This window comes from Actinoplanes campanulatus, from assembly GCF_014647795.1.
Taxonomy (GTDB): domain Bacteria; phylum Actinomycetota; class Actinomycetes; order Mycobacteriales; family Micromonosporaceae; genus Actinoplanes; species Actinoplanes campanulatus.
This window is the reverse complement of record NZ_BMPW01000001.1, coordinates 154,795-167,493: the sequence shown is the minus strand read 5'-3', so window position 1 is coordinate 167,493 and position 12,699 is coordinate 154,795. Positions and strand designations below refer to the sequence as shown.

Genomic DNA, 12,699 nt, shown 5'->3' with positions numbered 1-12,699 from the left:
ACAACGGCGCTGGGCACGCGGCGTCCACGCTCGAAGGCGCCCCGCCGCTGTCGCCTTTATAGCACGGGAAGAAAGCGCTTCCACGACGATTTTGGGAGCGTTTCCACAAATGCGCGGGTGCAGGTCAGGCCGACCACGGCCGCCAGATGTCGCACAAGACGGGCGGAACACACACATCACCCGGTCGGGTCTTACCTTCCTCGTACGTTTGCGCGCCCCGCCGCGCGGCATGATGGGTGCCGTGACGGGCGCGGTGGGCAGAGGGCTGGTCCTCGTGGTCGAGGACGAGCGGCCGATCGCCGACCTGGTCCGGCTCTACCTGAGCCGGGAGGGCTTCGGGGTGCAGGTCGAGCACGACGGCGCGGCCGGCCTGCTCGCCGCCCGGCGGTTGCGCCCGGTCGTGTGCATCCTGGACATCGCCCTGCCCGGCATGGACGGCACCGAGATCTGCCGCCGCCTGCGCGCCGACGACGACTGGACCCCGGTGATCTTCCTGACCGCACGGGACGACGAGGTCGACCGCATCCTCGGGCTGGAGCTGGGCGGCGACGACTACGTCACCAAGCCGTTCAGCCCACGCGAGCTGGTCACCCGGGTCAAGGCGCTGCTGCGGCGCGCGGCCGGACCGGCCGGGGCGGAGCGGGTGCGCAGCCTGGGCCCGCTCACCCTGGATCCCGGCCGCCGGACCGCCGCGCTCCAGGGGCGGTCGCTGGCCCTCACGGCGACCGAGTTCGACCTGCTCGCGCACCTGGTGGGCCGGCCCGGCCGGGTCTTCACCCGGGAGGAGCTGCTGGCCGCCGTCTGGGGTTACGCCTCGCACGCCGGCACCCGGACGGTCGACGTGCACGTGGCGCAGGTCCGCGCCAAGCTGGGCCCGGCCGCCGCCCTCATCCGGACGGTCCGCGGGGTGGGGTACACCGCCGATGCGTGAGTCACCTCGGGCGTGGGGCCCCGCCGTGCGGCGGTTCTTCGGCACGCTGGCCGGTCGCGCCGTCCTCGTCACCACCGCCACCGCGCTCGTCTCGGTGATCGCGACCACGATGGTCGCGGTGCCGATCGCGATCCGGTCGGTGAACACCCAGGTCCGCACCGAGTTGATGAACCAGACCGTGCTCGCGGTCGAGTTGCTCACCGACGAGCGTCCCGCCGTCCGGGCCCGGATCGTCGACCGGCTGCGCGCCGAGGGCGTCGAGATCTACCTGATCCGCAACGGCCGCGCCGACCGTGCCGGGCTTCCGCCACGGGTGGTGCGGCGGGTGGCCGCGGGCGAGACCGTCGACATCCGCGGCCAGGTCTCCGGGCGGCTGTCGTTCGTCGCGGCCCGGCCGCTTCCCGGCCGGGCCGGCGGCGTCGTGCTGACCCGTAAGGTCGCCACCAACCTGGCCGCCCGGGTGCTCGGCGGGGTCTGGGTGGCGCTGGTCATCGGCCTGGCCGGCGGGGTCCTCGCCGGCACGGTGCTGGCCCGCTTCGTGACCCGGCCGATCGCGCGGGCCGCGGCCGCCGCCGCCCGCCTGTCCTCGGGGGACCGTTCGGTGCGGATCTCCCGGGCCGGCCCGTCCGAGGCGGCCCGGCTCGCCGACGCGTTCAACCAGCTCGCCGCCGCCCTCCAGACCAGCGAGGGCCGGGAGCGTGACTTCCTGCTGTCGGTGTCGCACGAGCTGCGCACCCCGTTGGCCACCATCCGGGGATACGCGGAGGCGCTCGCCGATCGCGTGATCACCGGCGACGACGCGGCCGGCGCGGGCGCCACCATGCTCGGCGAGGCCCAGCGGCTGGACCGGCTGATCTCCGACCTGCTGGTGCTCTCCCGCCTGGAGGCCGCGGACCTGCCGCTCGACGTGACCGAGGTGGACCTCGCGGAGCTGGTCCGCGACGCGGGGCGGGCGTGGGCGGCCCGCTGCGGCCCTGACGGTCCGTCGCTGACCGTCGAGGCGCCGGACGGCCCGGTCGTCGTCCACACCGACGCCGGGCGGATCCGGCAGGTGCTCGACGGCCTCTGCGAGAACGCGTTGCGGGTGGTCCCGGCGGGCGCGCCGCTGATCCTGGCGGCCCGGCCGGCCGCCGACGGCGAGGGCCGGTTCGGAGAGGTTCGCGATCAGGAGGGCCGGCTCGTGGCGGCCTCCTCCGGCCGGCTGAGCGGGGGGATCGTCGAGGTCCGTGACGGCGGGCCCGGGTTCACCGACGACGATCTGGCCGTGGCGTTCGAGCGGGGCGAGCTGAACCGGCGCTACCGGGGTGTGCGTGAGGTGGGCAGCGGGCTCGGACTGGCGCTGGCGGCCCGTCTCGTGACCCGGCTCGGTGGCCGGATCACGGCGGGGCACGCTCCGGAGGGCGGCGCCATGTTCACCGTGGAGCTTTACCGTTCCCGAACAATGGGCTGACATGGCTCGATCGCGGTCGGCCCAGGATCGTGGGCATGACTCATACCCCGAAGATCCTGATGGCGGGCATCGCCCTGGCCCTGGTCCTGACCGGCTGTGGCGGCCCCGATGTGGACACGCCTGATGCGGGCACGCCCGATGTGGACACGGCCGCCGAGGTGGTGGCTCTCCAGGAGGTCGGCTTCACCGAGGTGCTCGCCGACGGCCCGTCCACCGCGCCCGGCAAGGTGCGGCCGCACGCCGTCCGCAAGCTGCTGCGGAAGAACGCGCTGCACGGCGAGGTGGTGGTGGAGACACGTGACGGCGGCACACGCACGATCGTGGTCCAGCGCGGCGAGGTCACCGCGGTGGAGGGTGACCGGTTCACCGTGAAGTCGTCCGACGGGTTCGAGGGCTCGTGGACCTTCGGTGACCCGTTGCGTGTGGTCGACCGGGTGAAGCGGGAGAAGACCGAGCGCGACGCCGTGACCGTGGGCGCGACGGTCGGCGTGGGCGGGGTCCGCGACGGCTCTGCCACCGCGGCCCGTCTGATCATCGTCGGCTGAGACCGGCCCGCCCCTTGGGCCGGCCTCAGCCGACGGTCCCCGACCCGGCCACGCCCCCCGCGCGGCCGAGTCTCGGGGCGATTACTGCAGGAATTCGCCGAAGGGCGACAGGAGGAGCTTGCCGAGACCGGTGGCGGTCTTGTCGAGCCGCCGCCGCTCCTTGTCGAGCTCGATCATGTCGTGGCGCAGAGCCCAGATCTTCTGAGCGTTGCGCCAGGCGACATTGCGGGTGTATTCCACCATCTCGCCCTGCCACCAGTCGTCGAGGTCGCCGTTCATCGTGTCGATGAGCACCTGCCAGCGATCGAGGTAACCGCGGCGCAGACCCGGGATCTCCTCGGCGAAGATGTCGTTGACCTGGAGGTAATCGTGGTGCTGGTCGCTGCCGTCCACCGGATCGCTGCCCAGGTGGTCGAAGGTGGTGACCAGCGCGAACGGCAGATCGAAATTGATGTGCGCGTTGACGCCGGCGACCGCCGACGGGAGCGGGCGGGCATCCGGCCCCGGCACCCGGCAGAACAGGCCGGCCCACACACCCGGACAGGCCGGGCTGCCTTCGGTCCAGTAGCGGAGCGCGTCGAAATAGCGCGCCGCGAACTCGACGTCGAGGCGGGCCAGGAACGCCGGGTCCTTGAACTTGCCGGCGTAGAGACGCTCGAGCACGTTCTCGGTGATCGTGAGATAGAGCTTGTTGAAGTCGGCCAGCGGGTTGCTGTGGAGCAACGGCGGCACCTGGCACAGGACCTCTTGCAGTTTCGCTAGCTGGTCCACCACTCCGGGCACGTCGTCGGGGTGCCGTTGCAGGATGTCGGACATCTCCTGCTGAACGGGGCCCCAGATGGGCTGGGTCATCGGTTCCTCCGTGAATGATGCAGTACAGCGGAGGGCCCCCAGCACCGCCCGGCGAAGCTGGTCGCCGGGCGGTGCTCCCCCGTGCGGCTCACACTTCCACCGGGGGTCCGCCGATCGGATCGGTAGAACTACGTATTCCGCGTACGTAAGTCACGGCGAGATAACGATTGCCTGGTCAGGCCGCTGTCAGATAGACACGACTTGCCTGGACCCGGGTCCGCACCTGCAGTTTGTCGAAGATGTGCCCGAGGTGCACGCCCACGGTGCGCTCGCTGATGAAGAGCAACTCACCGATCTCCCGGTTAGTCAAGCCCTCGGCCACCGCGGCCAGAACCTCACGCTCCCGGCCGGTCAGTGAGGACAGCTCGTCGGCGGGCTGCTCGGGCACCGCCATCGGCACCGTCTCCGCGTCGTCGGCGAGCGTGACCCGGAACCGCTGGGCCACCCCCACGATCTCGCTGGCGAGCGGCCGGGCACCCATCGCGGTCGCCGTCCCGTAGGCCTGGCGGAGCCCGGAGATCGCCGTCGCCCGCCGGACCCGGCGCTGCAACGACGCCTCGGCGTGCCGCAGGCGCGAATAGGCCGCCGGGTAGGGCTGCTGGCGCCGGTCCCAGACCGCCGCCGCCCGTGCCCACGGCTCCGGATCGTGGCGGTCCTCCACCCGGCTCAGCTCGGCGGTGCACAGGTCGAGGTAGCCGTCGACCACCGCCCGGACCGCGGGCGGCGCATCGACCACCCCCTTGACCAGCCGATCCATCACCGTGCGCAGGCGCCGGACCGCACCCGCGTCGACCGGCTGGCCGGCCACGTGCGCCTCCGCCTCGGCCCGCAGCCCGTGCCAGGCCAGCACCGCGAGCAGCGCCAGGTCGTCGGAGCGGGACTCGGTCAGCCCACGCTGCACGGCGGCCCGGGCGTCGGCGTGTTCGCCCAGCCAGATCGCCATGCCGGCCCGCAGGGTCAGCATCGGCAGCACGTGCCGGGCGCCGCCGCCGGCCAGCAGGGTCGCCGCCGCGTCCAGGTTGCGGCGGGCGTTGTCCAGCTCGCCGAAACCGACCCAGAGCCGGCACCGGGCCAGCAGCAGTTCGACCGCGTCGGCGCCGGACGGACGGTTGCGCATGGCGGAGTCCAACACCGCGTCCGCCTCGGCCCACTGTCCGCTTCTGAACAGTCCATTCGCGGCGATCGCCAGTAGCCTGGTCTGGTAGGTCCGGCCGACGCCGAGCGAGGAGAGCTTCTCCGCGCCGCGGCGGGCGACCAGGACCCCCTCCTCGACGCTGTTCAGCGGGCCGGTCAGCAGCTCGGCGAGGTGCAGGTAGGCCACCCCCAGGTCGTCCGGGTGCCCGGACCGCTCGGCGATCTCCACACCGTGCCGGATGACGGCCAGGCCGGCGTCCGGATCCTCACGGAAGGCCGCGCTGAAGCCGAGCGCGGCGCTCGCCCGGACCAGGTCGGCGGTCGCCCCGTTCACCGCGGCCAGTTCCAGGGCCTCGCGGGCGTGCTGGTTGGCGTCCGCGTACCGGCCCAGGTGCAGCAGCAGCTCGGCCAGGTAGGCCGCGGCAGAGGCGCGCTGGCGCGGGGTGCAGTCGGGCGCCTCCAGAGCGCGGTGGTACTCCGTCTCGGCGGTCGCCGAGCGCCCGGCGGCCGCCAGGTAGCGGGCCCGCCGCAGATGCACCCCGGCCTGACCGGGGGCGTCCGGCCGGCCGGCCAGCTCCTCCAGCCGGGCCAGTGCCAGCAGATGCTCGCCGCACTGGTGGGCCGACTCGGCGGCGTTGGCCAGCAGCTCGGTGCGGCGGCGGTCGGCCTCGGCGGTGAGCTGCAGCGCGATCGTCCAGTAGCGGTGCGCCTCGGCGAAGCCGTACATGCTCTCGGCGGTGCGGGCGGCGGCCACCACGGCGGGCAGCGCCCGGCCCGGTTCGCCGGCCCGCTGCCAGTGGTAGGCCAGGCGGGCGTTGTCCGGTTCGCCGTCGATCGACTCCAGGGCCTCCGCGTACCGCCGGTGCAGCGACGCCGCCTCGGCCGGCAGCACCTCCTGCTCCAGCACCTCGGCGACCAGCCGGTGCCGCAGCTTGTAGCCGTCGCCGTCACGGGCCACGAACCGGTGCGTCACGGCGGCCCGGATCGCCTCGATCAGCTGATCCTCGGGCAGCGGCACCACCCCGGCCAGCACGGCGTGCTCCACCGGCTCGACACCGGCCGCGATGGCGTGCACCACGGTGTGCGCGTGCGGCGGCAGCTCGTCCACTCTGGACAGGAAGATCTCGCGCAGCGTGTCGGACAGCTCGATCCGGCCGTCCCGAAGGTCACGGGCCAGCTCCTCGACGACGAACGGGTTGCCGCCGCTGCGCTTGAAGACCCGCTCCGCGTCCTCCACGGCGACCGTGCCGCCGACGATCGCGGCCACCAGCTCGTGGGTCTGGCTCTGATTGAGCGGGGCCAGGTCGACCACCCGCACCGACCGCAGACGGCGCAGCTCGGCCAGCACCCGGCGCAGCGGGTGGGTGCCGTGCAGCGCCTCGGCCCGGATCGCGGCGAGCACCGAGACCCGGACGTCACCGAGACCGGCGAGCAGGTAGAGCAGCAACTGCCGGGTGCTGCGGTCGGCCCACTGGAGATCGTCGAGCACGAGCAGCAACTGCTGGTCGCCGGCGATCCGGCGCAGGTCGCGCGAGACCCGGTCGAGCAGCGCGCCGGCGTCGTCGGCGGCCGCGGCCGGGCCGCTGCCGTCGTGCCGGCGCAACGCTTGCAGCACCGGGTGCAGCGGCGACGCGTCCCCGATGTCGAGACATGTGCCGAAGAGCACCGCGAAGCCCGACCCGCGCAAGGCGTCGGCGGTCTCCCGCAGCAGGCGGCTCTTGCCGATGCCGCTCTCCCCGGTCACGAACACCGCGGCTGTCCCGCCGGGACCGACGTCGCGCAGGTAGGACTGGATGTCGGCCAGCGTGCCGGTGCGCCCGACAAGCGGCCCGTCGTCCCCCTGTCTGGCCATGCCCGGCAGCCTAATCCGTATCGGCCTATCACGTTGTCGTCGGTTCGGACTGTTCTGCGTCACAAAAACGACGGAAATCGATGCTGCAGAGATAGGTAGTTCTGCGGATCCGCGTCTTGTCCAGGGCTGGCACCGTACTCCCGGTCAACGCAGTGATCTGGGGGAGCGTGAGACATGACCACCATCACTACCGCCGTACAGGAGCGGCGCCAGAACGTGACCGTGCTGTTCATCGACATCGTCGGCTTCACCGCTCTGGTGGACCGGCTGGACTGCGCGGAGGTGCGGGCGCTGCAACGGGACTACTTCTCGGTCGTGTCCGAGGTGGTCCGCGAGTGCGGCGGCATCGTCGAGAAGTACGTGGGTGACGCGGTGATGGCGGTGTTCGGCGCCGCGGAGGACGGCTTCGGGCCCGAGGCGGCGGCCTCCGCGGTACGAGCGGGCCTGTCGGTCCAGGAGACGTTGAGGGGGCGACTCCTGGCCGGCAGGTTCCCGGTCCGTACCCGGGTGGGGCTGGCCACCGGGGAGGTGATCGTCGACCTGATGGCGGCTTTCGACGGCGGCTACGGGATGATCAGTGGCAGCGTGGTGAGCACTGCGGCCCGGCTGCAGGCGTACGCGCCGCACGGCACCGTGGTGGTCTGCTCGGCCACCCGGGAGGTGACCGACGAGCTCATCGCCTACCAGGAGCTGCCGCCGGTGTCGGTTCCGGGCAAGTCCTACCCACTGGACCTCTGGCGAGCGTTGCAGCCGCAGGCCGCGCCGCTGGCCGTCGTGTCGTAGACCACTTTTGTGGTCATTTACCCCGATTTTGGCTACGGCATGGTCTAGACCTGCCTCGCCTGGGGCAGAAGTGTCGGAGGCGCCGGGTAGGCTCGCGCCGTCTTGACCACCCATGGCCGATCGGGAGTGCCGCCTCGTGACCGCACAGCCAGAGACCTTGTATGGGGCTGACGACCTCACACACCTGGAAGGGCTGGACGCTGTCCGGAAACGCCCAGGCATGTACATCGGCTCCACCGACAGCCGGGGCATCAACCACCTGGCCAACGAGATCATCGACAACTGCACCGACGAGGGTGTCGCCGGGCACGCGACCACGATCGCGGTGATCCTGCACGCCGACGGCTCGGTGCAGGTCGACGACGACGGCCGTGGCATCCCGACCGACGTGCACGCCAAGTCCGGCCTGAGCGGCGTCGAGCTGGTGCTCACCCGGCTGCACGCCGGCGGCAAGTTCGGCGGCTCCGGCTACAAGACCTCCGGCGGCCTGCACGGCGTCGGCGCCTCGGCGGTCAACGCGCTGTCCCACCGCTTCGACGTCACCGTGAAGCGGGACGGCAAGGTCCACGAGATCTCGTTCCAGCGCGGCGTCCCCGGCGTCTTCGACGGCCCGGGCCCGGACGCGTCGTTCACCCGCGAGCCCGGCCTGCGCGTGGTCCGCCGGATGAAGCGGGGCGAGCCCGGCGGCACCTCGATCCGGTACTGGTACGACGCCCGTTACTTCGAGACCGGCGCCCGCCTCGACGTCGACAACGTGCGGACCAAGCTGCGCAACACCGCGTTCCTGGTCCCCGGCGTTCAGTACACACTCTTCGACGCGACCGCCGAGGAGCCGGCCACCGAGACGTTCCACTACCCGAACGGCCTGGCCGACATGGTGGAGTTCCTCACCCCGGCCGCGGACAAGCCGGTCTCCGGTGTCCTCATGGTCACCGGCGAGGGGACGTACAAGGAGAACGCCGCCGACGCCAACGGCGTGATGCAGTCCAATGTCGTCCGGACCGCCCAGATCGAGGTCGCCTTCCGCTGGGGCACCGGCTACGAGCGCACCGTCGAGTGCTTCACCAACACCATCCGCAACGTGCACGGCGGCACCCACCGCAAGGGCTTCGAGCGGGCCCTGGTGCGGGCCCTCACCGAGGCCGTCCGCAACGCCCGCGCGCTGCTCAAGCCCAAGGAGGAGCCGCCCGTCCTGGACGACTTCCTGGAGGGCATGACCGCGGTCATCCACGTGCGGGTGCCGGAGCCGCAGTTCACCTCGCAGACCAAGGACGAGCTGTCCACGGCCGGGGTCACCCGGGTCATGCAGGGGCTCGTCGAGGCGTACCTCAAAGAGTGGATCGACGGGCGGCGCACCAAGACCGAGGCCCGGACCGTCCTGCAGAAGGTGGTGGACGCGGCCCGCGTCCGGCTCACCCAGAAGCAGCAGAAGGACGCGGCCCGCCGCAAGACCGCCCTGGAGGGCGCGTCGATGCCGGCCAAGCTGGTCGACTGCCGGGCCATCGGCATCGACCGCTCCGAGCTGTTCATCGTGGAGGGCGACTCGGCCCTCGGCACCGCCCGGATGGCCCGTAGCTCGGAATACCAGGCCCTGCTGCCGATCCGCGGCAAGATCCTGAATGTCCAGAAGGCCAGCCTCCAGCAGGTCCTCGACAACGCCGAGTGCTCGGCCATCGTGCAGGTGCTCGGTGCCGGCTCGGGCCGCACCTTCGACATCGGCCAGATGCGCTACGGCCGCGTCATGATCATGGCCGACGCGGATGTCGACGGCTCGCACATCCGGACCCTGCTGATCACCCTGTTCGCCAAGTACATGCGGCCCGTCATCGAGCACGGCCGGCTCTTCGCCGCCATGCCGCCGCTGCACAAGGTCGTCACCAAGGGCCGCAACAGCGAGACCCTCTACACCTACACCCAGCAGGAGATGGAGAGCACCGTCGGCCGGCTGGAGCGCTCCGGCCGCCAGGTGCAGAAGCCGGTGCCCCGGTTCAAGGGCCTCGGCGAGATGGACGCCGACGAGCTGTGGGACACCACGATGAACCCCGCCGAGCGGACCGTCCGGCGGATCACCATCGAGGACGCCGAACGAGCCGAAGCCACCCTCGAACTGCTGATGGGTGAACGGGTCGAGCCCCGGAAGAACTGGTTGATCGAGGCCGCCGGCCGGATCGACCAAGAGACGATCGACGCCTGAGAGGTCCGCTACCAATGGCACGCCGCAAAACCGACAAGCGCGTCGACCTGTCAGCGTTCGACCAGGCCGGCGCCCGGATCATCGACAACCCGCTGGTCACCGAGGTGGAGGACTCCTACCTGGAGTACGCGTACTCGGTCATCCACTCCCGGGCGCTGCCCGACGCGCGGGACGGCCTCAAACCGGTCCACCGGCGGATCCTCTGGTCCATGTCCGAGCAGGGCCAGCGTCCCGACCGGCCGTATGTGAAATCGGCCCGCGTGGTCGGCGACGTCATGGGTAAGTACCACCCGCACGGCGACGTGGCGATCTACGACGCCCTGGTCCGCCTCGCCCAGGACTTCTCACTCAACACGCCGCTCATCGACGGCCACGGCAACTTCGGCTCACCCGACGACGGCCCGGCCGCCGCGCGGTACACCGAAGCACGCATGTCCCGCGAGGCCATGCTGCTGGTCGGCGAGCTCGGCGAGGGCACCGTCGACTTCAAGCCCACCTACGACGGCTCCGAGCAGGAGCCCAAGGTGCTCCCGGCCGCCTTCCCGAACCTGCTGGTCAACGGCACGTCCGGGATCGCCGTCGGGATGGCGACCAACATGATCCCGCACAACCTCGGCGAGGTGGTGGCCGCCGCCCGGCTCCTGATCCGCAAACCCGGGGCCGGCCTCGACGAGCTGATGCGCTACGTTCCCGGCCCCGACCTGCCGACCGGTGGCCAGCTGCTCGGCCTCGACGAGGTGCGCCGGGCGTACGAGACCGGCCGTGGCGTCGTGCGCCTGCGGGCCCGCGCCGAGACCGGTCCGCTCGAGGGCGGCCGGGGCCGGCAGGCCATCACCGTCACCGAACTGCCCTACGGCGTCGGTGCCGAGAAGATCATCGAGGCGATCACCGACGAGGTGAAGGGCAAGGTCATCACCTCCGGCCCGCGGCGTGGCCAGCGTCAGGCCGCCCGGCTCACCGGCATCGCCGACGTCAAGGACCTCACCGACCGCGAGCACGGCACCCGCCTGGTCATCGAGTGCAAGGTCGGCGTCAACCCGCAGGCCTTGCTCGCCGACCTCTACCGGCTCACCCCGCTGGAGAGTTCGTTCGGCATCAACAACCTGGTCCTCGTCGACGGGCAACCTCGTACGCTCGGGTTGAAGGCCCTTCTCGAGGTCTTCGTCCAGCACCGCTACGACGTGGTGACCCGCCGCACCCTGTTCCGGCGCACCAAGCGCGAGGACCGGCTGCACCTCGTCGACGGTCTGCTCATCGCGCTCATCGACATCGACCGGGTCGTCGCGCTCATCCGGGCCAGCGACGACGCGGCCGCCGCCAAGACTGGTCTGATGAGCGAGTTCGGGCTCTCCGACATCCAGGCCACCTACATCCTCGACACCCCGCTGCGGCGGCTCACCCGGTTCGACCGGATCGAGCTGGAAGCCGAACAGGACCGGCTGCGCAACGAGATCGCCGAGCTCAGCCGCATCCTCGACGACGAGACCGTGCTGAAGAAGGTCGTCTCCGACGAGCTGGCCGCCGTCGCCAAGGAGTTCGGCGCGGCCCGGCGCACCACCCTCATCGACGGTGACCTCAAGGAGGTCCTCGCCGCCTCGGTGCCGGCCGGCCCGCTCGAGGTCGCCGACGACCCCTGCCAGGTCATCCTCTCCGCCTCCGGGCTCATCGCCCGGACCGCGGCGGAGAGCGAGGAGTCCACCGAGGCCCACAGCCGCAGCGGCCGGGTCAAACACGACGCGGTCCGCGCCGTCATCCATTCGACGGCCCGCGGGCGCGTTCTGCTGATCACCAACCGGGGGCGGGCGTTCAAGACCGACGTGCTGCCGCTGCCCGTCCTGCCCGAGCAATCGGGGACGGTCTCGTTGCGCGGCGGCATGTCCGCGTCCGAAGTCGTCCCCCTGCACCAGGGCGAACGGGTGGTCGGTCTCGCGCCGCTCGCGGCCGAGGGCTCGCCGGGCATCGCCATGGGCACGAGAATGGGCATCGTCAAGGTGTGCGCCCCGGAGTGGCCGGTGCGGTCCGACGAGTTCGAGGTGATCACCCTCAAGGAGGGCGACGAAGTCCTCCAGGCCACCTGGCTCACCGACGGGGGCGAGGCGCTCGTCTTCGTCACCTCCGACGCGAACCTGCTGCGCTTCCCGGCCAAACTGGTCCGGCCACAGGGCCTCAAGGGCGGCGGCATGGCGGGCGTCAACGTCGCCGCCGACGCCGAGGTGATCTCCTTCAACGCGGTGTCCACGACGGACGACACCCACGGCGCGCCGATGGTCGTCACGTCCACGGGCACCCAGGTGAAGGTGTCGCCGTTCGCCTCCTACCCGGCCAAGGGCCGGGCCACCGGTGGCGTGCGGGTGCAGCGCTTCCTCAAGGGCGAGTCGCGGCTCTCGGTCGCCTGGGTGGGTCCGCGGCCGGTCGGCGCCAGCAACACCGGCGATCCGGTGGAACTCCCCGAACCGGACGCGCGCCGGGACGGGTCCGGGGTCGCGGTCATGATGGGCCCGCAGATCATCGGCCACCTGATCGAGCGCGACTGATCGGTCTCTCCCCTCCGAACCGTCCGGTGCGCCGCTTCGGGAGCGACTTCCCGCTTCCGGCCAGGACGGTTCGGGGCGGGGCCGATTCTCGCTTTCGGTTGGGACCCTCGGGTCTCCCTTTCGGTTTGGTTTGTCGGGCTTTGCTTTCGGCTGGGTCCGTCGGGTTGTGCTTTCGGTTGGGACCTCCGGGACTTGCTTTCGGTTGAGACCGCCGGGTCGGGCGCCGACTTCTGCTTCCGGCTGGGACGGTTCGGGGGCGGGGGTGGCCGACGAAGGCCGTCAGGCTTGATACCTTTCGTTGGCCACCCCCGCCCCCGAACCTTGTCTGGCTGGGCTTTTCCGCAAACCCTTCAGCGGTACGGGCGGGAGCGTTCCGTAGGGCTACGCCGGTCCGCCGAGCCGCGCGAGGTGGGTGGGTGGTTGC

Annotated in this window: 8 protein-coding genes; 6 read left to right on the top strand and 2 right to left on the bottom strand. The window is 71.5% G+C overall.

Annotation, left to right across the window (positions count from 1 at the left end; all coding sequences use genetic code 11):
* The first annotated feature begins 232 nt into the window (after positions 1 to 232).
* From IEZ13_RS00765 to IEZ13_RS00755, 3 genes are read left to right on the top strand one after another with little or no spacing between them, the layout of a single operon-like run.
* Positions 233 to 931, top strand: coding sequence for a response regulator transcription factor (locus IEZ13_RS00765; protein WP_229794446.1), 699 nt, complete (start codon positions 233 to 235; stop codon positions 929 to 931).
* Positions 924 to 2,381 carry a HAMP domain-containing sensor histidine kinase gene (locus IEZ13_RS00760; RefSeq protein ID WP_183215609.1) on the top strand — a complete coding sequence of 486 codons (1,458 nt, stop codon included), beginning with the start codon at positions 924 to 926 and terminating at the stop codon, positions 2,379 to 2,381. The genes IEZ13_RS00765 and IEZ13_RS00760 overlap by 8 nt, the downstream gene beginning before the upstream one ends.
* A gap of 35 nt (positions 2,382 to 2,416) precedes the next feature.
* A complete protein-coding gene (locus IEZ13_RS00755; RefSeq protein ID WP_183215607.1) occupies positions 2,417 to 2,926 on the top strand; it encodes a hypothetical protein in 510 nt (169 codons plus the stop codon).
* Between the two features lie 81 nt (positions 2,927 to 3,007).
* On the opposite strand, the gene IEZ13_RS00750 is transcribed toward IEZ13_RS00755, so the two are convergent.
* The gene (locus IEZ13_RS00750; RefSeq protein WP_183215605.1) at positions 3,008 to 3,778 is read right to left on the bottom strand and encodes a DUF5995 family protein; all 771 of its coding nucleotides are present in this window, start codon (positions 3,776 to 3,778) and stop codon (positions 3,008 to 3,010) included.
* Positions 3,779 to 3,953: 175 nt separating this feature from the next.
* A complete protein-coding gene (locus IEZ13_RS00745) occupies positions 3,954 to 6,764 on the bottom strand; it encodes an ATP-binding protein (RefSeq protein ID WP_183215603.1) in 2,811 nt (936 codons plus the stop codon).
* A 174-nt stretch (positions 6,765 to 6,938) separates the two neighbouring features.
* Between IEZ13_RS00745 and IEZ13_RS00740 the strand changes: the two genes are divergently transcribed.
* The 3 genes from IEZ13_RS00740 (at position 6,939) to IEZ13_RS00730 (ending at position 12,275) form a co-directional block, all read left to right on the top strand.
* On the top strand, positions 6,939 to 7,547 hold the full coding sequence (locus tag IEZ13_RS00740) for an adenylate/guanylate cyclase domain-containing protein (RefSeq protein ID WP_183215601.1): 609 nt from the start codon (positions 6,939 to 6,941) through the stop codon (positions 7,545 to 7,547).
* Positions 7,548 to 7,659: 112 nt separating this feature from the next.
* Positions 7,660 to 9,741: a DNA gyrase/topoisomerase IV subunit B gene (locus IEZ13_RS00735; protein WP_183215599.1), complete on the top strand. Its 2,082-nt coding sequence runs from the start codon at positions 7,660 to 7,662 to the stop codon at positions 9,739 to 9,741.
* 14 nt (positions 9,742 to 9,755) lie between these two features.
* Positions 9,756 to 12,275 carry a DNA gyrase/topoisomerase IV subunit A gene (locus IEZ13_RS00730; RefSeq protein WP_183215597.1) on the top strand — a complete coding sequence of 840 codons (2,520 nt, stop codon included), beginning with the start codon at positions 9,756 to 9,758 and terminating at the stop codon, positions 12,273 to 12,275.
* Positions 12,276 to 12,699 lie beyond the last annotated feature (424 nt).

Bases quoted from the DNA above. Each gene is read 5' to 3' on its own strand.
- IEZ13_RS00765 (WP_229794446.1), top strand. From the start codon at position 233: ATGGGTGCCGTGACGGGCGCGGTGGGCAGAGGGCTGGTCCTCGTGGTC.
- IEZ13_RS00760 (WP_183215609.1), top strand. From the start codon at position 924: ATGCGTGAGTCACCTCGGGCGTGGGGCCCCGCCGTGCGGCGGTTCTTC.
- IEZ13_RS00755 (WP_183215607.1), top strand. From the start codon at position 2,417: ATGACTCATACCCCGAAGATCCTGATGGCGGGCATCGCCCTGGCCCTG.
- IEZ13_RS00750 (WP_183215605.1), bottom strand. From the start codon at position 3,778: ATGACCCAGCCCATCTGGGGCCCCGTTCAGCAGGAGATGTCCGACATC.
- IEZ13_RS00745 (WP_183215603.1), bottom strand. From the start codon at position 6,764: ATGGCCAGACAGGGGGACGACGGGCCGCTTGTCGGGCGCACCGGCACG.
- IEZ13_RS00740 (WP_183215601.1), top strand. From the start codon at position 6,939: ATGACCACCATCACTACCGCCGTACAGGAGCGGCGCCAGAACGTGACC.
- IEZ13_RS00735 (WP_183215599.1), top strand. From the start codon at position 7,660: ATGGCCGATCGGGAGTGCCGCCTCGTGACCGCACAGCCAGAGACCTTG.
- IEZ13_RS00730 (WP_183215597.1), top strand. From the start codon at position 9,756: ATGGCACGCCGCAAAACCGACAAGCGCGTCGACCTGTCAGCGTTCGAC.